The organism is Aquabacterium sp. (assembly GCF_035476535.1).
Lineage (GTDB): Bacteria > Pseudomonadota > Gammaproteobacteria > Burkholderiales > Burkholderiaceae_C > Pseudaquabacterium.
This window is the reverse complement of the sequence record NZ_DATILJ010000330.1, coordinates 15,861-38,134: the sequence shown is the minus strand read 5'-3', so window position 1 is coordinate 38,134 and position 22,274 is coordinate 15,861. Positions and strand designations below refer to the sequence as shown.

Here is a 22,274-nt window from a genome sequence, read left to right as displayed (position 1 = left end):
GCTCTCCTTCAGCCTTGCGTGCGGTTCATCTCGGGCGCCCGCGTCAAGGCGACGAACAGGTCCACCAGGCTGGGCCGCACACGCTGGCCCAGTGCCTGCACGGCCTCCGGTGGCGGCCCGTCGAACAGTGCGGCCGAGCCGCCTTGCACGCGGTAACGCAGCAGGGGGTGGGCGGCGGCCATCGCCTCGGCTTGCGCCGGGTCGTGGCTCAGCGCGACGAAGCGGCGGTCCATCTCTTCGAGGCTGATGGACAGCACCAGCTTGCCTTCGTTGAGCATCATCACGTCGGACAGCAGCGACTCGATCTCCTCGACCTGGTGGGTCGAGATCAGCACGCTGCGCTCGCCGTCGCACCACTCGTCGATCAGCATCTCGTAGAAGGCCTTGCGCGACAGCACGTCCAGGCCCAGCGTCGGTTCGTCGAGGATCATCAGGCGGGCATCGATCGCGGCGATCAGCGCCAGGTGCACCTGCACCACCATGCCCTTGGACAGCGCCTTGACCTTGTCGGTCAAGGCCACGCTGGTGCGCTTGATCAGTGCCCGGGCCCGGTCGGCCGAGAAGCGCGGGTGCAGCCCGCTCATCAAGGTGATCAGCTGTTCGACGCGGGCCCAGCGCGGCAGGATGGCCACGTCGGGGATGTAGCTCAGGCTGTTCAGCAGCTCGACGCGCTGTCGACGCGGGTCCAGGCCCAGCACATTCAGCTGGCCCTCGCCGGGCATCAGCCCGACCAGCGCCTTCATCAGCGAGGTCTTTCCGGCGCCATTGTGTCCTAACAGGCCAACGACGCGGCCTTTGGGGATCGTGAAGCTGACGTCGTCCACCGCCAGCTTGCGGCCGTAACGCAGCGTCAGGCCCTGGGCCCGGATCAAGGGTTCCATCATCATTCCTCCCAGCTCAGTTCGTTGGCGGCAATGTCCAGGCGGCGCAGGCGGATGCGCAATTGCGGCCATTCCTCTTTCAGAAAGCGTTCGCGCTCGACCTGTTTCAGCTTCTGGCGCGCACCAGGCCGCACGAACATGCCCAGGCCACGGCGCGTTTCCACCAGGCCTTCGTCGCCCAGCGCCTGCAGCGCGCGGCTCACGGTGAGCGGATTCAACAGGTAGCGGCTGGCCAGGGTGCGCACGGACGGCATCGGTTCACCTTCCGGCAGGTCGCCGTCCAGCAGGCTGGCGGCGAGTTGGTCGGCCAGTTGCTGGTAGATCGGCTGCTTGTGGTCCCAGGTCTGCATGGGCGGGTCCGGTGTGTTGCTGATGTAGCACACCATAACAAGCCCGACTGGGGCTGGCGCGGCCGATGCGACAGACTGCAGCGCCGGACGACGGATTGCAGCGCCTGCCGATCCAGCCGGCCGGGGCTACAGCGACGCGTCGAGCATCGCGCGGTAATCATCCCGCGTGGCGATGCGCGGGTTGGTCTTGTGGCAGTGGTCGGCCATCGCGCCGTCGATCACGCGCTCGTAGAGATCGCGCGTCACGCCCATCGCGGCCAGGCCGGTGGGCAGGCCGATACGGGCGTTCAGCGCGCGGATCGCCTCGGCCAGTTCCGTACCCTTGGCATCGCATCCGGGCAGGCCGATGGCGTGCGCCATGCGCTGCAGGCGGCGGTCCTTCTGCATCGACTCGGCCGGCGCATTGAACTGCACCACCGCCGGCAGGAACATCGCGTTCAGCGTGCCATGGTGCAGCTTGGGGTTCACGCCGCCCAGGCTGTGGCTCAGCGAATGCACGCAGCCCAGGCCTTTCTGGAAGGCCATCGCGCCCTGCATGCTGGCGCTCATCATGTGCCAGCGGGCCTCGCGGTCCTGGCCGTTGTTCGTCGCGCGCTCGATGTGGGCCCAGCCGCGCTCCAGCCCGTCCAGCGCAATGCCGTCGGCCGGCGGGTTGATGGCCGGCGCCATGAAGGTCTCCAGGCAATGCGCGATCGCATCCATGCCGGTGGCGGCGGTCAGCATCGGCGGCAGGCCCAGCGTCAGCTCGGGGTCGAGGACGGCGGTCTTGGGCATCAGGTGCCAGCTGTGGAAGCCCAGCTTGCGGCCGTCGTCGACAATGACGATGGCGCCGCGCGCCACCTCGCTGCCGGTGCCGGCGGTGGTGGGCACGGCGATCAGCGGCGCCACGGCCTCGGTGATGCGCGGGCTGCCGCCTTCGATCGTCGCGTAGGTCTTCAGCGCGCCGGGATGGGTGGCGAGGATGGCCACGCCCTTGGCCAGGTCGATGCTGGAGCCGCCGCCCACGGCCACCAGGCCATCGCAGCCCTGCGCGCGGTAGACCTCTACGGCGGCGCGCACGGCGGCTTCGGTCGGATTGCTGGGCGTCTGGTCGAACACCGCATGCTCGAGCGCGCCCAGTGCGGCCAGCGCCTTGTCCAGCACACCGGCGGCGCGCACGCCGGGGTCGGTGACGACCAGCGGCTTGTGCATGCCCACGCGTTCGCATTCCTGCGGCAGGCAGGCGACAGCGCCGTGGTCGATTTCGATTTGCGTGAGGTAGAGGATGCGGGCCATGGTGGGGGACTCTGCACAGTGGAGGGGCCAGGCGGCGGGGAGCCACAGTATCCTTGCCAACCCTTCAGACGACCAGTGCTTCGGTGACCACCCAACGCCTGCTGACCCCCGCCATGGCCGGATTGCTGGAACGCATTGGCCGCGCCAAGCGCACGCCGTTCCATGCGCAGGTGCCGGCCGAAGCGCGTGCCGCGTATGCGATGGCCGCCGAGGTGCTGGAGCCACCTCGTGCGCCGCTGGCGCGCGTCGAAGACTTCACCGTGCGTGCGGCCGATGGCGCCGCTCTGCCGGCGCGGCTGTACACCCATCACACCGGCAAGCCGGCCGTGCTGCTGTACCTGCATGGCGGCGGCTTCGTGATCGGCGGCCTGGAAACCCACGACAGCCTGTGCCGCCAACTGGCGCTGCGCAGTGGCGGTGCGGTGGTGGCGCTGGACTACCGGCTGGCGCCCGAGCACCGCTTTCCTAGCGCGGTGGACGATGCCTGGGCGGCGATGCGCTGGCTGGCGGCACATGGCGACACGATGGGGCTCGACACCACCCGCCTCGCCGTCGGCGGCGACAGTGCCGGCGGCACGCTGGCCGCCACCTGCGCGATCCATGCCCGCGACATCGGCCTGCCGCTGGCGATGCAGCTGCTGATCACCCCCGGCACCACGGCGCATGCCGACACCGCGTCGCACAAGCTGTTCGGCAACGGCTTCCTGCTCGAAGCGGCGGATGTGTGCTGGTTCTTCGACCACTACATCCCGCACCATCACCGTCGCGACTGGCGCTTTGCGCCCTTGGAGGCCGATGCGCTGGAAGGCCTGGCGCCCGCGTGCATGATCCTCGCCGAATGCGATCCGCTGGTCGACGAAGGCTTGGCCTATGCCGACCGCCTGCGCATGGCCGGTGTGCCGGTCGACCTGGAGTTGTACCGTGGCATGACGCATGACTTCATCAAGATGGGCCGGGCCTTGAAGGAAGCCGGACAAGCGCAGGAAGCTGCGGGCCACGCACTGAGGAGATACTGGTTTCCATGACGACACGCTCGGACTACCGCTTCACCGAACGCCTGCGCGTGCGCTGGGCCGAGGTGGACATGCAGAAGATCGTCTTCAACGGCCACTACCTGATGTACTTCGACACAGCGGTGGCGGGCTACTGGCGCGCGATGGCCATGCCCTACAGCGACACCATGCACTACCTCGAGGGTGATCTCTACGCGCGCAAGGCCACCGTCGAATACAACGCATCGGCGCGCTACGAGGACCTGCTCGATGTCGGCGTGCGCACCGTGCGCATCGGCACCTCGTCGATGGTGCTGGGCTGCGGCGTGTTCCGTGGCGACGAGTTGCTGGTCAGTGGCGAGCTGGTCTATGTCTTCGCGGACCCTGCGACGCAGACCTCCAGGCCGGTGCCGCAGCAACTGCGCGATGTGCTGCAGGCCTTCGAGGCCGGCAAGCCAATGGTCGAGGTGCGCGTCGGCAGCTGGACCGAGCTCGGCCGGGACGCCGCGCCGATCCGTGCCCGGGTCTTCGTCGAAGAACAGAAGATCCCGGCCGACATGGAATGGGATGCTGGCGATGCCGACTGCGTGCATGCGGTGGCCTACAACCGCTTCGGCGCGCCGCTGGCCACCGGCCGCCTGCTCGAGCACGTGCCCGGCGTCGCGAAGATCGGCCGCATGGCCGTGCTGGCGACGATGCGCGGCAGCCGCGTCGGCCGCGCGGTGTTGGACGCCCTGATGCAGGCCGCGCGTGAACGCGGCTTCCGCGAGGCGCTGCTGCATGCGCAGATGTCGGCTGCGCCGTTCTACGCGCGGGCCGGGTTCACGACACGCGGCCCGGTGTTCGAAGAGGCCGGTATCCCGCACGTCGAGATGGTACGGGCGCTGTGACTCAGGCGAGCGGCTCGAACACTTCCGCGTGTCGCGGACCTTGCAGCGGCAGCGCGAGTGCGGCGAAGTCCGCTTCGATGCGATGCTGCAGCGCCTCGTCGATGCCGAATGGCGCCGCGTAGGTCTCCATCAGCGTGACCTGCTCATCAGGCGCACCTGGGCGGCGCAGCAACTCGGCCCGCAGGCCAGGAACAGTCAGGCTCAAGCCCGCCTGCAGCGCCCGGATCGCTGCAACGGCCTGTGCAAGGTCGCCGGCAGCGACCCGGTAGTAGATGTAGAGCCGGCGACTCAAGCCGTGTCGGCCGGTAGCTCGTAGGGCAGGGCGGCGGGGTGCAGCAGCGGCCCATCGGCCGCACCCAGGTGCCAGCTGCCGCTGCCCAGCGCGGCCAGCTTTACCTCGATCAGCGCGCTGCTGGGGCCGTTCGGCAGGCGCCCGGCGTTGGCGATCTGGCCAGCGGGCTGGGCCGGGTCGGCGCTGTGGAACACCTCCTGGCCCGGCTGCAGTTCGGCCTCGCTGTCGAAGATCATCGCGCGGCGCTTCAGGGTGCCGCGGTATTGGCTGCGCGCCACGATCTCCTGGCCGGGGTAGCAGCCCTTCTGGAAGTTCACGCCGCCCACCAGCTCCAGGTTCACCATCTGCGGCACGAAATGCTCGACGGTGGGCGCCACGATGCGGGCGACGCCGCTGTGCACTTCCAGCCAGCGCCAGGCGTCCGCGTCCAGCGCGGGCAGGGTCGGCGCCGGCGACGAGGCGGGCAGCACCAGCAGGAAGCGCGCCGTGCCCTGGGCATCGGGCAGGCGCAGCACCTGGCCGTCCAGGCTCTTGTTCACCTGCCACGCAGCGGCTGGCGCATCGGCCGCCAGCCAACCCAGCGCGGCATCACCGGCCAGCCCGTACAGCGCCCAGTCGGTGCTGGCATCGTCGAGCTTGCACTTGGCCCGCAGCACGAACATCGACAGGCGCTTCAGCGTGGCGGGCAGCAAGTCAGCGCTGCAGGCCAGCAGGATCTCGTCGGCGCCGTTGCGCCAGGCGATGAAGCTGGCCAGCAGCCGGCCCTTGGCCGAACAGTAGCCGGCCAGCCGGGCCTGGCCCTCGGCGAGGTGTTCGACGTCCTGCGTCAACTGGCTGTGCAGGAAGCTGGCGGCGTCGGCGCCGCGGGCGCGGATCACGCCCCAGTCGGTCAGGCGCAGCGCGCCGGTCAAGCGGGTGGGCAGGCTCATGTGGCCGATTATCATCAAGTCCCATGTTCGATCTTGAAGGGTGGCCATCGGCCACCGCCCGCTGGTCGGCCGCATGAAGCTGCTGCGCCGCCTGCTCATCCTGCTTGTCCTGTGCCTTGCCGCGCTTGCTGCCAGCGCCTGGTGGTGGCTCGACCGCGCCTTGCCCTTGGCCACGCCGACGGTGGAGCTGTCGATCGAAGCCGGCAGCACGCCGCGCGACGTGGCCCAGGCCTGGGTGCAGGCCGGTGTACAGGCACAGCCCTGGCTGCTGTTCCAGTGGTTCCGCTGGTCTGGCCAGGCCCGGCGCATCCGGGCCGGCAGCTATGAACTCGAGCCCGGCATCACGCCGCGCGGCTTGCTGGCGAAGATGGTGCAGGGCGACGAAGCCTTCGAGCGGGTGCGCCTGATCGAAGGCTGGACCTTCCGCCAGTTCCGCGCCGCGCTGGCCAGGGCGCCGCACCTGAAACCGGCCAGCACCGCGCTGGACGACGCGCAGCTGATGCAGCTGCTGGGCCTGCCCGGCGTATCGCCCGAGGGCCGATTTTTTCCCGACACCTACATCTACAGCCGCAATGTCAGCGACGTCACCGTGATGCGCCGCGCGCTGAGCGTGATGCAGCAGCGCGTGGCCGCGGTGTGGGCCGAGCGGGCGCCGAATCTGCCGCTGAAGACCGCCGATGAAGCGCTGGTGCTGGCCTCCATCGTCGAGAAGGAAACCGGCCGCAGCGAAGACCGCGGCCGCATTGCCGCGGTGTTCATCAACCGGCTGCGCGCCGGCATGCCGCTGCAGACCGACCCGACGGTGATCTACGGCCTCGGCGAAGCCTTCGACGGCAACCTGCGCAAGCGCGATCTGCTCGCCGACGGCCCTTACAACACCTACACCCGCGCCGGCCTGCCGCCGACGCCGATCGCGATGCCCGGCCTCGCCGCGTTGCGCGCCACCGTGCAGCCCGACCCCAGCCGTGCGCTGTACTTCGTCGCCCGCGGTGACGGCAGCAGCGTCTTCAGCGAGGACCTCGCGGCGCACAATCGCGCGGTCAACACTTATCAACGAGCAAGCGCCCCGAAGAAGCCATGAGCGGCCGTTTCATCACTCTCGAAGGCATGGACGGTGCCGGCAAGTCCTCGCACATCGCGGCGCTGGCGCATTGGCTGCGCCAGCAGGACGTGGAGGTGGTGCTAACCCGTGAACCGGGCGGCACCCCGCTGGCCGAAGCACTGCGTGAACTTTTCCTGCACCGTGAGATGGACGCGCTCAGCGAAGCGCTGCTGGTCTTCGCCGCTCGGCGCGATCACCTGTGCAAGGTGATCGAGCCGGCACTGGCCCGCGGTGCCGTGGTGGTCTGTGACCGTTTCACCGATGCCACCTTTGCCTACCAGGGCGCCGGCCGCGGTTTCGACCTGACCCAGCTGCAGCAGCTGGAACACTGGGTGCAGCAGGGGCGGCAGCCGGACCTGACGCTGTGGTTCGACCTGCCGGCCTCGGTGGCCGCGCAGCGCCGTGCCGCGGCGCGCGACGCCGACCGATTGGAGCGCGAGACCGAGGCCTTCTTCGAGCGCGTCAGCACCGGTTATGCCGCCCGCTGCGTCGCGGCGCCGCAGCGCTTTGCCCGCATCGATGCCGACCAGCCGCGTGAAGCCGTGTGGCAGCAGGTCGAAGCGGCGTTGGCCGCGCGGCCCTGGTGGTAGCGCGGCATGGCCACCCGCGCGAGTGAACGCAGCGCCGAGCCCATGCGCATCGGCGTCGATGAACAAGGCGGCTTGCCGCTGCCCTGGCTGGGTCCGGCAATGCAGCATGCCCAGGCGCTGGAGCGCTCGCACGCATTGCTGCTGCAGGGCCCGGCCGGGGCCGGCCACCTGGAGTTCGCCGGCCTGCTGGCCCAGGCCTGGTTGTGCGAGGCGCCGGGCCGGGCAGGGCGCGGCGCGATGCCCTGCGGCCGCTGCGCCAGCTGCCACCTGGTGCGCACGCGCAGCCATCCCGACCTGCTGCTGGTGCTGCCCGATGCCTGGCGTGCGCGCCTGGGCTGGCTGGGCGACGACGAGGCCGGCGCCAAGCCCGATGCCAAGCCCAGCCGCGACATCCGTGTCGAGCAGGTGCGCCAGGCCATCGACTGGTCGCACCAGACCAGCGGCCGCGGTCGCGGCAAGCTGATGCTGCTGCACCCGGCCGATGCACTGAACGGCCCGTCGGCCAACGCCTTGCTGAAGACGCTGGAAGAGCCCGCCGCCGGCCTGCGCCTGCTGCTGAGCAGCACCGATCCCGAGCGCCTGCTGCCGACACTGCGCAGCCGCTGCCAGCGCCTGAAGCTCGATTTGCCCGATGACGCCGCCGCCACCGCCTGGTTGCAGGCCCGTGGTCTGGACGAGCCCGCGCCGCTGCTGGCGCTGGCCAGTGGCAGCCCGCTGGAGGCGCTGGCCTGGGGCGAGGAGGGCATCACGCCGGGCTGGCTGGCCGAGCTGCCGCAACGCGTGGCAGCCGGTGATGCATCAGCCTTCAGCGGCCGGCCGCTGCCGCGCGCCATCGACCTGCTGCTGAAGCTGGCGCATGACCTGATGGCCCAGGCAGCAGGCGGTGCACCGCGCTTCTACATCGCCAGCCGCTGGCCGCCGCCGGCCGACATGGCCGGCCTGGTGGCCTGGCAGCGCGCACTGCTGCGCGCCGCGCGGCATGACGAACATCCGTGGAATGCCGCGTTGCTGGTCGAGTCGCTCGTGACACAAGCCACGGTGCTGTGGCCCAAGGCTGCCGCAGGCCGTGCGCCGCGCAACATGCCGCCGCTACACTCGGCCCGATGAGCATCGCGCCCCCCAGTCGCCCCGTCGGCACCGCGGCCGCCGCACCCCCGGCGACACGGCCGAGCGTGATCCAGCTGGTGTTCCGCGAAAAGGGCGCCTTGTACGCCGCCTACATCCCCGTGCTCAACGATGGCGGGCTGTTCGTGCCGACGACGCGTGAGTACCGGCTCGGCGAAGACATCTACCTGCTGCTGTCGCTGCCGGACGACCCGCAGCGCTACCCGGTGGCCGGCAAGGTGTCGTGGATCACACCGGCCAATGCCTCGGGCGGTCGCACGCAGGGCGTCGGCGTGCGTTTCCCGGCCGATGAAAAGACCCGGCTGCTGAAGCTGAAGATCGAAGAGATCCTGGGCACCTCGATCTCTTCCTCGAAGCCGACACAAACGGTTTGACCTGTGTGCCGCGGCCGCCGGGCGGCCAGCGCTTCGCGGTCCCGGCTATGCTCGGCTGATGTACGTCGATTCCCACTGCCACCTGAGCTTCCCCGAACTGCTGGGCCGCATCGATGCGATCCGTGCCGACATGGCCGCGGCCCGCGTCGACCGCGCGCTGGTGATCTGCACCACGCTCGAAGAGTTCGACAGCGTGCACGCGCTGGCCCTGCGCTATGACAACTTCTGGGCCTCAGCCGGTGTGCACCCGGACAACGAAGGCATCGAGGAGCCCACGCTCGAACGCCTGCTAGACCTGGCGCGCCGGCCGCGCGTGGTCGGCATTGGCGAGACCGGGCTGGACTACTACCGCCTGAACGGCCGCAGCATCGCCGACATGGCCTGGCAACGCGAGCGCTTCCGCGTGCACATCCGCGCCGCGCGCGCCACCGGCATGCCGCTGATCATCCACACCCGCAGTGCCTCGGCCGACACGCTGGCCATCCTGCGTGAAGAGCAGGGCGGCACCACCGATGGCGGCCCGGGCGGCGTGTTCCATTGCTTCACCGAAACGGCCGAGGTGGCGCGTGCCGCGCTGGACCTGGGTTTCCATATCTCGTTCTCCGGCATCCTGACCTTCCGCAATGCCGAGGACCTGCGCGAGGTGGCGCGCTTCGTGCCGATGGACCGCTGCCTGATCGAAACCGACAGCCCCTACCTCGCGCCGGTGCCCTACCGCGGCAAGACCAACTCGCCGGCCTACGTGCCGCATGTGGCGGCGCAGATCGCGCAGCTGAAGGGCCTGGCGGTCGAAGCGGTGGCCGAAGCCACCAGTCGCAATTTCGAACAGCTTTTCAAGCTGCCGCCGTTGGAACATGCGGCATGAAACGACGAATCGTCCTGACGCTGGCCGTCTGCCTTTTGGCCCCACCGATGGCCGCCCATGCCGGCGCCTATGAGGACTTCTTCAAGGCCGTGGCCACTGACGACGCCGGTGGCGTGCAGGCCTTGCTGCAGCGCGGTTTCGATCCGAACTCACGCGACGAAAAAGGCCAGGCGGCGCTGTACCTGAGCCTGCGCGACGGTTCGTTCAAGGTGGCGGCGACGCTGCTGCAATCACCGCAGACGCAGGTGGACATAGCCAACGAGGCCGGCGAAACACCGCTGATGATGGCCGCGTTGAAGGGCCATGCAGACTGGGTCCAGCGCCTGGTCGAACGCGGTGCGCGCATTGAGCGCAGCGGCTGGACACCGCTGCATTACGCGGCCACCGGGCCGCAAGCCACCATCGTGGCCTGGCTGCTCGAACGCGGTGCGGCCATCAATGCACGCTCGCCCAACGGCAGCACGCCGCTGATGATGGCCGCGCGCTATGGCAGCGAGGAATCCGCGCAGTTGCTGCTGGGCAAGGGCGCCGATGCCCGCCTGCGCAATGACCGCCAGCTCACGGCCGCGGACTTTGCGCGCCTGGCCGGCCGTGACAAATTGGGCGAACGCCTGGACCAGGCCGCACGCTGAGGGGGATGACCCCGTTGTCAGCGGAAATCTGACACGCTTCATGGCCCGCGTCCGATACAGCATCGACGATGAAACTCCTACAGTGTGAACACACACCAGGAGCTTCGCATGACGACTCTGACCTCCGCCGCCAACCCGTTCGCCTTGTTGCTCGATCCGCAGACGGTGCTGGCCAGCATCGAGCGGTCTGAACGCCTGGTGCGCCTGCACAGCCGCATCTGCCGGCCGCTGGACAAGCCGCTGCTGCCTGCGGGCGGCAAGGCGCAGGCAACAAAGGCCTTCGATCGTGAGATCGACGACGACGTCAGCGACGACCTGAACTGACCCGGGCGATCAACGGGGCGTTTGACCCTGTACTCGGCCCTGTTTCGTCAACACCAGGTGCGTGGCGGCCGGCGTGGCGACATGTTCGCTGCACCGATAGCCGAGCGCTGGAAGGTCGAGGCCGGCGAACAGTGACTCTCCGGCGCCGAGCAAGACCGGGGCCATCGCCAGGTGCATCTGATCCACCAGCCGGGCCTGCAGGTACTGGCGGACCGTGGCGACACCACCGCCCAGCCGCACATCTCGGCCGCCGGCTACCGCGCTGGCGCGTTCCAGTGCCGCGTGAATGCCTTCGGTGACGAAGTGGAAGCTCGTGCCACCGGCCATCGTGATCGAGGCCCTCGGGTGATTCGTCAACACGAACACCGGCACGTGATACGGCGGGTTGTCTCCCCACCAGCCTTGCCAGCGCTCATCCGGCCACGGGCCGCGCACGGGCCCGAACATATTGCGGCCCAGGATCCAGGCGCCGATGTTGTCGAGCCCGTGCTGGGCGAAGTCGTCATCGACACCCACCGAGCCACCCGCGTTGCCGAACATGCGCTGGAAGGTGCGTGTGGCAAGCGCCCATTCATGCAGTGCGACACCGCCCACGCCGAGCGGATCTTGCAGGCTCTGGTGCGGCCCGGCGCCGTAACCGTCGATCGACGACGCAAAGCAATGGACGCGGAGTTGGCTCATGGGCTGCAGCTTCCAGTCGGTTGTGCGCCGTGAGCAAGTTTGGCGATGCTGTGCGCGTAGTAACCTGTTGATTCTAAAAGGAATTGACGGCACCCGCCAGCGGCACGACCGGTTCAGCGCGCTCTGCGCTCGTTCAGCATGCGCACGAGGCGCGAGGTCGAGCTCGCCCCCAGCTTCTGCCGGATGCTGCGCAGCTGGCGGTCGACCGTCGACAGCGATCGGCCGAGCTCCCGTGCCACTTCCTTGTAGCTCAGGACCCTTTGCCACCAGCCCGGCCACGCGCGCTTCCGCAGGGGTCAGCGCCTCATCGCGGGCGGCGCGGGCCGGCTCGGCCGCAGCCCGCGCAGGCCACCTGCGCGGACAACTGTGAAAATGCGCGACAATGTATATTATGTCAAATCAAAGGCATCCAGAGTTCGCCGACGCCAGACGTCGTCGTCCGGCGGTGTAGGCTTGATCTGGTTGCACTTCCTCCCGGTTTTCCAAGATGCCCTTGCTTCCCCCCGACTGCGCCCGCGAAGCCTCGCACCAGCGCTCCATCAGCATCCGCGCCTATGCCCGCACCGACGGCCTGTGGGACATCGAGGGCCACCTGACCGATGCCTGGTCGGAGCCGATCACCAAGGCCGACGGCATGCTGCCGGCTGGAGAGCCGATGCATTCGATGTGGCTGCGCCTGACGGTGGACCGCAGCGCGACCATCGTTGCGGTGCAGGCCGCCACCGATGCCGGCCCGTACGACGCGGCTTGCGGGACGATCGCGCCCGACTACGGCCAACTCGTCGGTGTGCGCGTCGCGCGCGGTTACCGCGACACGATCCGCCGCCTGTTCGGCCGCACGGCTGGTTGCACGCACATGAACGAACTGGCGGGCGTGATGGGCAGCGCGGCGCTCCAGGCGCTGTGGCACGAGTTGAACGAGAACGCCGACGAGAAGCCGTTCAGCATCGACGGCTGCCACGCGCTGAAGTCGTCGGGTCCCCAGGTGATGAGGTACTTCCCGCGCTGGTACCGGCCCGCGACCGAGAACGGCTGACGTGCACTGCCTGGCTCGGCACGGCGGGAGGTCAAAATGAGCACCATGACAGCGGATGAACTCATTGACCTGGCGAAGGCCTTCGGCGCCGGCGCGGGATGCCCCAGGTGTTCCACGCTGGTGTGCAAAGGCTGGGAGTCGCTGCCCGGCGGATTCGACAGGTCGAACCTGCGATGCGTCGGCAGCCTGCGCCATGCCGACGACGACGATGAACCCACGCTCGCCGAACATCACCCCGCGGGCACGCACGGCTGGTCTGCCGACGCGCCGATCGCCCTCGCCTGGTTCCCGTACAACCGCTGCGACGTCTGGCAATGCGTCGGCTGCGCCAGGCCGTTCCTGCGCTACACCGAGTTTGGGGGTTATTACACAGACGAGCGCATCCGCGAAGTGCAGGCCGATCTCGTCGATCGAACGCCGGCGGCCCGCAGCGCTTGAGAGCACTCAACGGGCGATCGACTCGTCCCTCACGCACTCCCTTGCCGCGCCACCGGTTCAAGCAGAAGCTCGATCGCTGTCCGCCAGCACCTGTTCGAAGAAGTCGCACACCTGGGGCAGCACCTGGGCGCCTTCATGCGCCACGTTGGGCACGATGTCGTGCCGGCACGCGATGCCGTGCTGCGCCAGGTTGGCCGCGAGCGTGGCGATGCGCTCGGGGCGCGTGCGCCCGGTGTCGTTGATGCCCGGTGCGTACTGCACGCTGTCTTCGGGATAGTTGATCTCCCAGGTCTCGATGTCGGCCGCCCCGACGACGAGCTGAACACGCACCGCGCGCATCGCCTCGAGGTCGATCTCGCGGCCGAAGCGGGCCTTCAGATCGCGGGTACCGACGGGCCAGTCGCGGCGGTCGTCGAGCAAGGTCACCGACCCCGGCGCACCGATGGCGACCGCCTGCAGCCGCTCGGGATGCAGGTAAAAGAAGCGATGGGCGAAGTGGCCGCCGCCCGAGTAGCCGAACAGCAAGAAGCGGCCGAAGCGCGCGCCGAGCCGCGCACCGGCCTCGTCGACCATGGCGAGCAGGACCTTGTCGTAGCGCACGCCGCCCTCTTCCATCACCTTGAACCCGTGCGCATTGCCGTCGCCCAGCGGGCCGACCGGGAACAAGGGCGCCAGGATCACGCAGCGGCGATAACGCCCGAATGACGCGAAGCGGTCGCGGTAGGCCTCCATCGTGCGGCCCGAGCCGTGCATCGCGACGACCAGCGCATGGCCTGCCGGGTCATCGTCGAAGCTGGGCGGTACGTAGAGGCAGTAGCTGAAGCGCGGGTCGGCGCGGCAGGCGAAGGCGGGCGTCGCGCCGCGTTCGTACATCTGGCGGCGCCGCGCCGCGGGTGCATCGTCTTTCTGGGCCAGCATCGTTTGTCCTCCGACAGGGTTCGGGTGAATGAGGCGGTGGGAGAAGTTCGCGAACTTGTCATCGCGGTCTTGACATCGGCCACCCTATTGGCGGTATTATTGGCGCCAATTTGATGCCACGCATGCCCAGCAAACGAAATATCCCTGCCGCCGACCCACGCGAAGCCGTGGTTCCGGGCGATCCACGCGAAGCCGTGGCACCGAGCGGAACGCGCTCCCAGACCGCGCTGGACGAACTGGTCAACCGCATTGCGCTCGACATCCAGGGCGGCGTGTTCGGCCCCGGCACCTGGCTCAAGCAGGTCGACCTCGAGGCGCGCTACGCCTGCACCCGCATCGACCTGCGCCGCGCGCTCGACCGGCTGGTCGCGAACCGCCTTGTCGAGCACGTGCACAACCGCGGCTACCACGTCTACGAGGCCGACTCGCGCGTCTACGCCGAGCTGCAGGACATCCGCATCGTGCTCGAGCTGCGCGCCGCCGAGTTGATCGAAGAAAGCGCCACGCCCGCCGACGTGCGCGAGCTGCGCCGCCTGGCCAAGCGCTTCGACGAGCTGCTGCTGGACGGCACCGTGTTCGAGCAGTACGAAGCGAACATCGCCTTCCATCGCCGCATGCTCGCGATGTGCAGCAACCACGAACTGGCCGAGATGATCATGGCCATCCGCCGCCGCGGGCCCTCCGCGCCGATCTTCCAGTGGAAGACGCGTGCGCGCATGGAGCAGTCCAGCCGCGAGCACTTCGCGATGGTCGACGCGATCGAGGCCCACCAGCCCGCGCGGCTGCAGAAGCTGCTGCGTGAACACATCCAGCAGACCGAATCCGCCGAGCGCCAATCGCCCTCAGCGCTGCTGCCCACCCGGCTGTCGCGCAAGGCCGGATGAAACCCACAAGACTTCAGCGATGAGCTTCTCGACCGATCCCTTTCCGTTCCTCAGCGTCTCCGGCACGCCCTACGAGCGCGGCCGCCAGCATGGCAGCACGCTCGCCAAACGCGTCAGGCGCAGCGCCGCGCTGTACAACGGCACGCTTGACAAGCTGGGCTTCGGCGGCGAGCGCGGCAACGCGCTGATCCGCAAGTTCGCCGCGCAGATCGAGGCTTTCGGTGCGCACTATGTCGAAGAGATGCGCGGCATTGCTGACGGCGCCGAGCTGCCCTTCGAGCAGGTGGTGATGATCAACGCGCGCACCGAGGTGATCGCCGAGGCGCGCCGCCTGTCCCAAGCCGAAACGCAGGCCGCCGCGGCATTGGCGACCAAGGACGGCTGCACCGGCGCGATCATCCTGCCCGGGCGCAGCAGCGCGGGCCGGCTGATCCACGGCCAGAACTGGGATTGGCGTGCCGAGTGCGCCGAGACCGCCATCGTGCTGCGCGTGCGTCGCGACGACGGGCCCGATTTCGTCACCTTCGTCGAGGCCGGCGGTCTGGCGCGCAACGGCTTCAATGCGGCCGGCATCGCGATCACCGCGAACTACCTGCGCAGCGACCGCGACTACAGCCAGACCGGCGTGCCGCTGGCGCTGATCCGCCGCAAGGTGCTGGAGCAGGAACACTTCGCACTTGCGATTCGCACGGTCGCGGCAACGCCGAAGTCCTGCTCGAACAACATGATGCTGAGCCATGCCGATGGTGTCGCGATCGACTTCGAATGCGCGCCCGACGAGAGCTTTGCGCTATCTCCGAGCCACGGCCTGCTGGTGCATGCGAACCACTTCACCAGTATGGCGGCGCTGTCCAAGCTGCGCGACACCGGCATGGCCGACTCGCCCGACAGCCACTACCGCGACCTGCGCGTGCGCGAAGCACTCGAAGCCGCCGGCACCGCCCTGACGCCGGACGACCTGAAGCACGCGCTGTTCGATGACTTCGGCAAGCCCTACTCGGTCTGCCGCCCGCCGCGCCCCGGCAGCCACGACGACCTGTCGGCCACCGTCGCGATGGTCGTGATGGAGCCGGGCGCCGGCTGGATGGAGGTCGCGCCGCTGCCGGCGCTGAACCGCGTCTTCACGCGCTACAGCCTGACGCACGAACCACAGACGCTGGCCTGAGCGCTGCCCTGTCTTGCACCCCGCATCTTGGAGAGACCGATGAAGCCGAGCTGGATTCCCCGTCGTTCCACCCTCCGCGGCGCTGTCGGCGCCGCTGCGCTCGCCGGTGCGGCGCTGGGCGCCAGCGCACAGACGCTGACCTACGCGATGAACCAGGACATCCGCAGCACCAACCCCGGCGTCAACCGCGACGGCAACACCGATGCGGTGATGCTGCACCTGGTCGAGGGCCTGGTCGGCTATGACGCAAAAGGCGTGGCCGCGCCGATGCTCGCGCGCAGCGTGCAGGCCTCGGCCGACGGCAAGACCTACACCTTCAAGCTGCGCAAGGGCGTGAAGTTCCACAACGGCGCCGAGATGACGTCCGCCGACGTGTTGTGGAGCTGGAACCGCTACATGGATCCGAAGACGCAGTGGCGCTGCACCTCCGAGTTCGACGGCCGCGGCGCGGTCAAGGTCGAGAAGGTCGAGGCGCCGGATGCCGAGACCGTCGTGATGGTGATCGACAAGCCGAGCGCCCTCTTTCTCGCGACGCTGGCCCGCTTCGACTGTGGCGGCACGGCCATCCTGCACAAGGACTCGGTCGGCGCCGACGGCGCCTGGATCAAGCCGGTCGGCACCGGCCCGTTCAAGCTCGACGAATGGCGCCGCGGCGAGGTGGTGATGATGGGCCGCTTCGCCGCCTACCAGCCACTGCCCGGCCCGCCCAACGGCACGGTGGGCGGCAAGCGCCCGCTGGTGCCGACGCTGCGTTTCCTGCATGTGCCCGATGCAGCGACGGTCAAGGCCGGGCTGCTGTCCGGCGCGATCGACATCGCCGACGTCGACGCATCGCAGGTCAAGGAACTGAAGGCTTCGGACAAGTTGGCGATCGTCAGCGCGCCAACGGCGCAGATGCACACCATCATCCTGCAGACCAAGGATCCGCTGCTGCAGAACAAGGCGCTGCGCCAGGCCATCGCTGCCGCGCTCGACACCACGCAGATCGTGCAGGCGGTGTCCGACGGTTTCGGTGTGCCGAACAACTCGATCGTGCCCTCGGCCTCGGCCTACTACACCGCGGTGCAGAAGCAAGGCTTCAAGCACGACCTCGACAAGGCCCGCAAGCTGCTGCGCGAGGCCGGCTACAAGGGCGAGCCCATCAAGATGCTGACCAACAAGCGGCCGATCGTGCCGAGCTTCGAGGTTTCGGTGATCGCACAGGCGATGCTGCAGTCGGTCGGCCTGAACGTGGAGATCGAGAACATCGAGTGGGCCACCCAGCTTGAGCGTTATCAAAAGGGCAACTACCAGCTGCAGTCGTTCAGCTACTCGGCGCGGCTGGACCCGGCGTTGAGCTACGAAGCCATCACCGGCCCCAAGGCCAAGCAGCCGCGCAAGGTCTGGGACAACCCGCAGGCGCAGGCGCTGCTGGACAAGTCGATGGAAGTGACGGTGCCGGCCGAGCGTCAGAAGCTGTTCGACGAGCTGCACAAGATGCAGATCGACGAGGTGCCGATCATCGTGCTCTTCAACAACGTCGACTTCGGCGCCGTCGCCAAGCGCGTCAAGGGCTACGCGCCGTGGTATGCCAGCACGCCGCGCTTGTGGGAAGTTTCAGTCCAGTAGGTCCAGCAAGCCTCACATCCCCACACCATGCTGAGCTTCACCCTCAAGCGCTTGCTGACCGCGCTGCCGACACTGCTGCTGGTGTCGCTGGCGGTCTTCGCACTGGTGCGCGCGGTGCCGGGCGACCCGGCCTCGCTGATGCTCGGCGACATGGCCACCGAGGCCAGCGTCGCCGACCTGCGCGCGCAGATGGGGCTGGATCGGCCCCTTGTCACCCAGTTCGGCCTGTGGATGAGTCGCGTGCTCAGCGGCGATCTGGGCCAGTCGATCCAGTTCGCGGTGCCGGTGCGGCCGCTGCTGCTCGACCGCTTCGCGGTGACCGCGGCGGTGGTGGTCACCGCGGTCGCGATCGCCGCGCTGATCGCGGTGCCCGCCGGCCTGCTGGCTGCGTGGCGGCAGGGCAGCGGCTGGGACCTCGGGGTCGTCGCGACGGCTACCTTGCTGATGTCGGTGCCCAGCTTCTGGATGGGCCTGCTGCTGCTGCTGGTGCTCGGCCTGCAGCTCGGCTGGCTGCCGGTGGTCGGCTATGTGTCGATGGCCAGCGACCTGAAGGCCGGGCTGATCTACCTGGCGATGCCGGTGCTGACGCTGGTGCTGGTCGAGTCCGGCGTGCTGATCCGCATGGCGCGCGCCGCGGCGCTCGAGGTGCTGCGGCTGGACTACGTTGCCCATGCGCGCGCCAAGGGCCTGCCCGAGCCCATCGTGCTGGCCCGCCACGTGCTGCCCAACGCCTTCGCGCCGACCTGGACGCTGATCGGCCTGGTGCTCGGCAACCTGCTCGGCGGCATCGCGGTGGTCGAGACGGTGTTCACGCTGCCGGGGCTGGGCCGGCTGCTGGTCGGTGCGATCTTCGCGCGCGACTACCCGGTCATCCAGGGCTGCATGCTGTTCATCACCTTCGTCTACGTGCTGGTCAACCTCGTCGTCGACCTGCTCTATCCGCTGTTCGACCCGCGCGTGGTGGCCGAATGATGCTCAAACTGCCCGGAGGCCGGCAGCTCAGCCTGGGCGCCGCGATCGGCATCGTGCTGGTCGGCTTCTTCGTCGCCGCGGCGCTGATCGGCAGCGTCTGGACGCCGCACGACCCGCTGAAGATCAACATCCTGCAGCGCATGAAGCCACCCGGCGCTGCCTTCCTGCTGGGCACCGACGAGTTCGGCCGCGACGTGCTGAGCCGGCTGATCGCCGGCGCGCGCAACAGCCTGCTGATCGCGGCGCTGACCGTCGGCGGCGCGGTGAGCGCCGGCGCGCTGCTGGGCCTGCTCGCCGGCTATGCGCGCGGGCACGTCGACCGGCTGTTGATGATGATCAACGATGCGCTGCTGGCCTTCCCCGGCATCCTGCTGGCACTCGGGCTGCTGGCGGTGTTCGGGGCCAACAAGTACGGCATCGTGCTGGCACTGGCGCTGGCCTACATGCCTTCGGTCACGCGGGTGGTGCGCGGCTCGGTGCTGTCGGTGCGCGCGCGCGAGTTCGTCGAGGCCTCGCGCATCCTCGGCAACTCCGAGGCCTACACCGCGTGGCGCCACGTGCTGCCCAACTGCATCGCGCCGCTGACGGTACTGGCCACCTCCATGCTCGGCTGGGTGCTGCTCGCCGAAGGTGCGCTGTCCTTCCTGGGCCTGGGCGTGCCGCCGCCCGAGGCGACCTGGGGCAACATGCTGTCGGCCGCGCGCCCCTTCATCGGCCAGGCGGCGTGGCTGGCGATCTTTCCCGGACTGTGCATATCGCTTGCACTGTTGGGCGTGAACCTGCTGGGCGACGCCCTGCGCGACCGCCTCGACCCGAGGATGCGGCAATGAACAGCGCGAATCATCCACTGCTCAGCGTGCAGGGCCTGACGCTGGCCAGCCGCAGCGCCACAGTGGTCGACGATCTCTCCTTCGACGTACATGCAGGCGAAGTACTCGGCATCGTCGGCGAATCCGGCAGCGGCAAGACCATGGCGGCGCGTGCCGTCATCGGCCTGCTGCCGCAGGCGATCCGGCGCACCGCCGGCCGCATCGGCTTCGAAGGCCAGGACCTCGCGACGATCGCGCCCGGCGCGCTGCGGCGCGTGCGCGGGCGCCGCATCGGCATGGTGTTCCAGGAACCCATGACCTCGCTGAACCCGGCGCTGACGATCGGCCGCCAGCTCGACGAGGGGCTGGCCTACCAGACCTCGATGAACGCGGCCGCGCGCCGCGACCGCATCGTCGCGATGCTCGCGCGCATCGGCCTGCCCGACGGCGCGGCGCGGCTGAACGCCTATCCGCACGAGTTCTCCGGCGGCATGCGCCAGCGCATCATGATCGCCTCGGCGATGCTGATGCAGCCGGCGCTGCTGATCGCCGACGAGCCGACCACCGCGCTCGATGCGGTGATCCAGCGCGAGGTGGCGCAGCTGATGCTCGGGCTGACGCGCGAGCAAGGCGCCGCGGCCATCGTCATCAGCCACGACTTGGCGATGGTGGCCGAGTTCGCGCACCGCGTCGTCGTGATGGAGCGCGGCCGCATCGTCGAGACCGGCAGCAGCGAGGAGATCCTGCTGAACCCGCGCCATGCCTACACCCGCCGCCTGCTCGATGCGCTGCCGCGCCGCGCGCCGGCACGCAGCCTGCCTCACCCGGCAAGCAGCGCGCCGGTGCCGGTCCTCGAAGTGCGCGACCTGGTCGTCGACTTCCCCGGCCGCGGCGGCCTGTTCTCGCGCAAGAGCGCCCCCAAGCAGGCCGTGCGCGGCGTTTCGCTGCAGGTGATGCCGGGCGAGACGGTGGCGCTGGTCGGCGCCAGCGGATCGGGCAAGACCACCGTCGGCCGCGCCATCGTCGGCCTGCTCACGCCCAGCAGTGGCGATGTGCTGTTCCAGGGCAAGCCGATCGCCGGCCTGGACGCGTCCGCGCGCCAGGCCTGGCGCTTCGGCTGCCAGATGGTGTTCCAGGACCCCTACGGCTCGCTGGACCCGCGCATGCGCGTCGCCGATCTGGTGGCCGAGGCGCTGCGCGCCCTGCCCTCGCTGGACGCCGGTGCGCGTGCTTCGCGCGTGAGGCAGACGCTGCTCGAGGTCGGCCTCGATCCCTCGTTCGGCGATCGTTTTCCGCACGAGTTGTCGGGCGGCCAGCGTCAGCGTGTCGCGATCGCCCGGGCCATCGTGCGCAAGCCGGCCTTCGTCGTCGCCGACGAGCCGGTGTCGGCGCTGGACATGACGGTGCAGAAGCAGATCCTGTCGCTGATCCGTGCGCTGCAGGACAAACACGGCTTTGCCTGCCTGTTCGTCTCGCATGACCTGGGCGCCGTCGAGCAGGTGGCCGACCGCGTGCTGGTGATGGATGACGGCCGCATCGTCGAGCACGGGCTGCGCGACGCGGTGTTCGACGGCGCGCGCCACCCGGTCACGCGCCGGCTGCTCGGCGCGATGCCGGCGCTGCAGCCCGAAGGCAGCGGCTTTCGCCTGCTGCGGCGGCAGTTCGCCGAGGCCTAGGCCCGCGCGCGCCGGCGAGCTAGCGCCTTCCGTGTGCGGCCACGTTCATGCCGCCTGCCAGCCGAGGTTCGCGCGCGCGAACATCTGGCGCAGGCTGCCGCTGGCCGCCAGCGCGTTGACCGCACGCTGCAGGGCCTGCGCCAGTTCGGTGGCATCGCGGCGTACCGCCATGCCCACGGCCCAGCCGTCGCGCGGCGCCCGCGGCACCGGCAGCGGCTCGATGGCAAAACGCGCATCGCCGCGCAGCACCGACTCCAGCTCCGAGGCCAGGCCGGCGGCCACTGGCGTTTCGCCGCGCAGCAAGGCCTGTGCGGCCTCGGCGCCGTCTCTCCAGCGCGTGGTCAGCCGCTGCCGGTAGGCGCCGCTGTCGGCGCCGATCAGCAGCCAGCCGGCGAGCGACTGGCCCGGCACTGCCACCTGCAGTTCGGCCAGCGGTGCCAGCGTGTCGAGCCGCGGCACCTGCTCGAGCCGGCGCGCGATGGCCACCCGCTCACGGCAGTACGGCGCGAAGATGCTCACCTGCGGGTTGCCTTCCATCAGCGGCCGGTCCACCGGCACGTGCAGCAGCACATCGGCCGGGCCGTAGCCGAGGTAATGGCCACGCCAGACCATGTTGCGCAGGTCGTCGTTCATGCTGTCGTCGGCATGGAAGGGCAGCAGCGCGGCCTTGACGCCGAGCGCCGCGGCCAGCGCATGCGCCAGCTCCACGTCGATGCCCCGGCCATCGACATGGAACGGCGGCATGGCGTGGTACAGGCCGACCTTCAGCACGCCGCGCTCTTGCACCCGCTCCAGCGGTGTTGCGGACAGGGCCCGCGGTGCGGCGCCCGCGGCCACCAGGGCGCCGATGCGGCCCAGCCACGCGCGGCGATGGACGGCCGGCGTGCTCATTTCTGCGCCGCCTGCAGCGGCTTGTCGCGCCGCGTTTCCAGGTAGGCCTTGATGGCCCACACGGCCTCCTGGTTCATCACGCCTTCGAACGGCGGCATGTAGACCGCGCCGTTGCGCGTGCGGCCGCGCCGCACGGTGGTGGCGTAGTAGTCGTCGATCTCGGTGATGCAGGCCGTGCGGCGCGCGCCCTCCTTCAGCGAGGCGCATTCATCGTCGAGCTTGCGCAGGTCCGGCGCAATGCCGCCGGAGATCGCCTCCAGGCCGTGGCAGCGCGCGCAGTTCTGGTTGTAGGCCGAGCTGCCGATGCGCACCGCCACCTCGTTGCCGCGAAACGGGTTCTCCCCACGCCAGGTCTCGCCGAGCTTGGGCAGCGCCGCGGTGTCGACGGCCTGCGGCGTCACGTCGCCGTGCGACCACGCGGCGGCGCTCAGCACCAGCGCGGCCAGCGCCGTGCCAGCCCGGGCGGCCCACGCCGCGGTGGTCCGTCGCGAGCGGTGGTGTGGGCCGGGGTGCGGGCCGTTGTGCGGATGATCGCGGGTCGAGGAAAGGCTGGTGCGCGGCATGTCAGGTCTCCG

The 22,274-nt window shown here is 69.4% G+C and carries 27 protein-coding genes; 17 read left to right on the top strand and 10 right to left on the bottom strand.

The window, feature by feature from the left end; genetic code table 11:
• Nucleotides 1–8: 8 nt before the first annotated feature.
• From VLK61_RS31620 to VLK61_RS31610, 3 genes are all read right to left on the bottom strand, one after another.
• Nucleotides 9–881: an ABC transporter ATP-binding protein gene (locus VLK61_RS31620; protein ID WP_325427628.1), complete on the bottom strand. Its 873-nt coding sequence runs from the start codon at nucleotides 879–881 to the stop codon at nucleotides 9–11.
• A 2-nt stretch (nucleotides 882–883) separates the two neighbouring features.
• Nucleotides 884–1,231 (bottom strand): GntR family transcriptional regulator, encoded by a 348-nt coding sequence (locus tag VLK61_RS31615; protein WP_325427626.1) that lies wholly within the window; start codon nucleotides 1,229–1,231, stop codon nucleotides 884–886.
• A gap of 126 nt (nucleotides 1,232–1,357) precedes the next feature.
• Nucleotides 1,358–2,506, bottom strand: a complete 1,149-nt coding sequence (locus VLK61_RS31610; protein WP_325427624.1) for an iron-containing alcohol dehydrogenase — start codon at nucleotides 2,504–2,506, stop codon at nucleotides 1,358–1,360.
• Between the two features lie 113 nt (nucleotides 2,507–2,619).
• Between VLK61_RS31610 and VLK61_RS31605 the strand changes: the two genes are divergently transcribed.
• A complete protein-coding gene (locus VLK61_RS31605) occupies nucleotides 2,620–3,531 on the top strand; it encodes an alpha/beta hydrolase (RefSeq protein ID WP_325427726.1) in 912 nt (303 codons plus the stop codon).
• Nucleotides 3,528–4,388 (top strand): YbgC/FadM family acyl-CoA thioesterase, encoded by an 861-nt coding sequence (locus tag VLK61_RS31600; protein WP_325427622.1) that lies wholly within the window; start codon nucleotides 3,528–3,530, stop codon nucleotides 4,386–4,388. Before VLK61_RS31605 ends, VLK61_RS31600 begins: the two co-directional genes overlap by 4 nt.
• Before the next feature lies 1 nt (nucleotide 4,389).
• Here the strand turns inward: VLK61_RS31600 and VLK61_RS31595 are convergent, their stop codons facing one another.
• Both VLK61_RS31595 and VLK61_RS31590 read right to left on the bottom strand, forming a co-directional pair.
• The gene (locus tag VLK61_RS31595; protein WP_325427620.1) at nucleotides 4,390–4,680 is read right to left on the bottom strand and encodes a DUF4936 family protein; all 291 of its coding nucleotides are present in this window, start codon (nucleotides 4,678–4,680) and stop codon (nucleotides 4,390–4,392) included.
• Nucleotides 4,677–5,609: a YgfZ/GcvT domain-containing protein gene (locus tag VLK61_RS31590; RefSeq protein WP_325427618.1), complete on the bottom strand. Its 933-nt coding sequence runs from the start codon at nucleotides 5,607–5,609 to the stop codon at nucleotides 4,677–4,679. The genes VLK61_RS31595 and VLK61_RS31590 overlap by 4 nt, the downstream gene beginning before the upstream one ends.
• A gap of 73 nt (nucleotides 5,610–5,682) precedes the next feature.
• On the opposite strand from VLK61_RS31590, the gene mltG reads away from it, so the two are divergent.
• The 7 genes from mltG to VLK61_RS31555 all read left to right on the top strand — a co-directional run bounded on the left by mltG (nucleotide 5,683) and on the right by VLK61_RS31555 (nucleotide 10,621).
• Nucleotides 5,683–6,690, top strand: a complete 1,008-nt coding sequence (mltG, locus tag VLK61_RS31585) for an endolytic transglycosylase MltG (protein ID WP_325427724.1) — start codon at nucleotides 5,683–5,685, stop codon at nucleotides 6,688–6,690.
• A complete protein-coding gene (gene tmk / locus VLK61_RS31580) occupies nucleotides 6,687–7,301 on the top strand; it encodes a dTMP kinase (RefSeq protein WP_325427616.1) in 615 nt (204 codons plus the stop codon). Before mltG ends, tmk begins: the two co-directional genes overlap by 4 nt.
• Before the next feature lie 6 nt (nucleotides 7,302–7,307).
• Nucleotides 7,308–8,408: a DNA polymerase III subunit delta' gene (locus tag VLK61_RS31575; RefSeq protein WP_325427614.1), complete on the top strand. Its 1,101-nt coding sequence runs from the start codon at nucleotides 7,308–7,310 to the stop codon at nucleotides 8,406–8,408.
• Nucleotides 8,405–8,800: a PilZ domain-containing protein gene (locus VLK61_RS31570; protein WP_325427612.1), complete on the top strand. Its 396-nt coding sequence runs from the start codon at nucleotides 8,405–8,407 to the stop codon at nucleotides 8,798–8,800. The genes VLK61_RS31575 and VLK61_RS31570 overlap by 4 nt, the downstream gene beginning before the upstream one ends.
• Nucleotides 8,801–8,858: 58 nt before the next feature.
• A complete protein-coding gene (locus VLK61_RS31565) occupies nucleotides 8,859–9,665 on the top strand; it encodes a TatD family hydrolase (RefSeq protein WP_325427610.1) in 807 nt (268 codons plus the stop codon).
• Complete coding sequence (locus VLK61_RS31560; RefSeq protein WP_325427608.1) at nucleotides 9,662–10,297, top strand: ankyrin repeat domain-containing protein; 636 nt, start codon at nucleotides 9,662–9,664, stop codon at nucleotides 10,295–10,297. Before VLK61_RS31565 ends, VLK61_RS31560 begins: the two co-directional genes overlap by 4 nt.
• Before the next feature lie 108 nt (nucleotides 10,298–10,405).
• Nucleotides 10,406–10,621, top strand: coding sequence for a hypothetical protein (locus VLK61_RS31555; protein ID WP_325427606.1), 216 nt, complete (start codon nucleotides 10,406–10,408; stop codon nucleotides 10,619–10,621).
• A 9-nt stretch (nucleotides 10,622–10,630) separates the two neighbouring features.
• On the opposite strand, the gene VLK61_RS31550 is transcribed toward VLK61_RS31555, so the two are convergent.
• Complete coding sequence (locus VLK61_RS31550; RefSeq protein ID WP_325427604.1) at nucleotides 10,631–11,302, bottom strand: dihydrofolate reductase family protein; 672 nt, start codon at nucleotides 11,300–11,302, stop codon at nucleotides 10,631–10,633.
• Between the two features lie 113 nt (nucleotides 11,303–11,415).
• The gene (locus VLK61_RS32295) at nucleotides 11,416–11,556 is read right to left on the bottom strand and encodes a sigma factor-like helix-turn-helix DNA-binding protein (RefSeq protein ID WP_414636901.1); all 141 of its coding nucleotides are present in this window, start codon (nucleotides 11,554–11,556) and stop codon (nucleotides 11,416–11,418) included.
• 233 nt (nucleotides 11,557–11,789) lie between these two features.
• On the opposite strand from VLK61_RS32295, the gene VLK61_RS31545 reads away from it, so the two are divergent.
• Together VLK61_RS31545 and VLK61_RS31540 are read left to right on the top strand one after the other, a co-directional pair.
• Nucleotides 11,790–12,338 carry a DUF2889 domain-containing protein gene (locus tag VLK61_RS31545; protein ID WP_325427599.1) on the top strand — a complete coding sequence of 183 codons (549 nt, stop codon included), beginning with the start codon at nucleotides 11,790–11,792 and terminating at the stop codon, nucleotides 12,336–12,338.
• 45 nt (nucleotides 12,339–12,383) lie between these two features.
• Entirely contained in the window at nucleotides 12,384–12,776 is a 393-nt protein-coding gene (locus tag VLK61_RS31540; RefSeq protein ID WP_325427597.1) for a hypothetical protein, read from the top strand.
• 57 nt (nucleotides 12,777–12,833) lie between these two features.
• Here the strand turns inward: VLK61_RS31540 and VLK61_RS31535 are convergent, their stop codons facing one another.
• Complete coding sequence (locus VLK61_RS31535; protein WP_325427595.1) at nucleotides 12,834–13,694, bottom strand: alpha/beta hydrolase; 861 nt, start codon at nucleotides 13,692–13,694, stop codon at nucleotides 12,834–12,836.
• Nucleotides 13,695–13,816: 122 nt separating this feature from the next.
• Between VLK61_RS31535 and VLK61_RS31530 the strand changes: the two genes are divergently transcribed.
• From VLK61_RS31530 to VLK61_RS31505, 6 genes are read left to right on the top strand one after another with little or no spacing between them, the layout of a single operon-like run.
• Complete coding sequence (locus VLK61_RS31530; protein WP_325427593.1) at nucleotides 13,817–14,578, top strand: GntR family transcriptional regulator; 762 nt, start codon at nucleotides 13,817–13,819, stop codon at nucleotides 14,576–14,578.
• 19 nt (nucleotides 14,579–14,597) lie between these two features.
• A complete protein-coding gene (locus tag VLK61_RS31525; protein WP_325427591.1) occupies nucleotides 14,598–15,743 on the top strand; it encodes a C45 family peptidase in 1,146 nt (381 codons plus the stop codon).
• Nucleotides 15,744–15,782: 39 nt separating this feature from the next.
• Nucleotides 15,783–17,351, top strand: coding sequence for an ABC transporter substrate-binding protein (locus tag VLK61_RS31520; protein WP_325427589.1), 1,569 nt, complete (start codon nucleotides 15,783–15,785; stop codon nucleotides 17,349–17,351).
• Between the two features lie 27 nt (nucleotides 17,352–17,378).
• On the top strand, nucleotides 17,379–18,323 hold the full coding sequence (locus tag VLK61_RS31515; protein ID WP_325427587.1) for an ABC transporter permease: 945 nt from the start codon (nucleotides 17,379–17,381) through the stop codon (nucleotides 18,321–18,323).
• A complete protein-coding gene (locus VLK61_RS31510) occupies nucleotides 18,320–19,153 on the top strand; it encodes an ABC transporter permease (protein WP_325427585.1) in 834 nt (277 codons plus the stop codon). Before VLK61_RS31515 ends, VLK61_RS31510 begins: the two co-directional genes overlap by 4 nt.
• Nucleotides 19,150–20,808 carry an ABC transporter ATP-binding protein gene (locus tag VLK61_RS31505; protein ID WP_325427583.1) on the top strand — a complete coding sequence of 553 codons (1,659 nt, stop codon included), beginning with the start codon at nucleotides 19,150–19,152 and terminating at the stop codon, nucleotides 20,806–20,808. The genes VLK61_RS31510 and VLK61_RS31505 overlap by 4 nt, the downstream gene beginning before the upstream one ends.
• Nucleotides 20,809–20,853: 45 nt before the next feature.
• On the opposite strand, the gene VLK61_RS31500 is transcribed toward VLK61_RS31505, so the two are convergent.
• Together VLK61_RS31500 and pedF are read right to left on the bottom strand one after the other, a co-directional pair.
• Entirely contained in the window at nucleotides 20,854–21,699 is an 846-nt protein-coding gene (locus tag VLK61_RS31500) for an ABC transporter substrate-binding protein (protein WP_325427581.1), read from the bottom strand.
• Nucleotides 21,696–22,262 (bottom strand): cytochrome c-550 PedF, encoded by a 567-nt coding sequence (gene pedF / locus VLK61_RS31495; RefSeq protein WP_325427579.1) that lies wholly within the window; start codon nucleotides 22,260–22,262, stop codon nucleotides 21,696–21,698. Before pedF ends, VLK61_RS31500 begins: the two co-directional genes overlap by 4 nt.
• Nucleotides 22,263–22,274 lie beyond the last annotated feature (12 nt).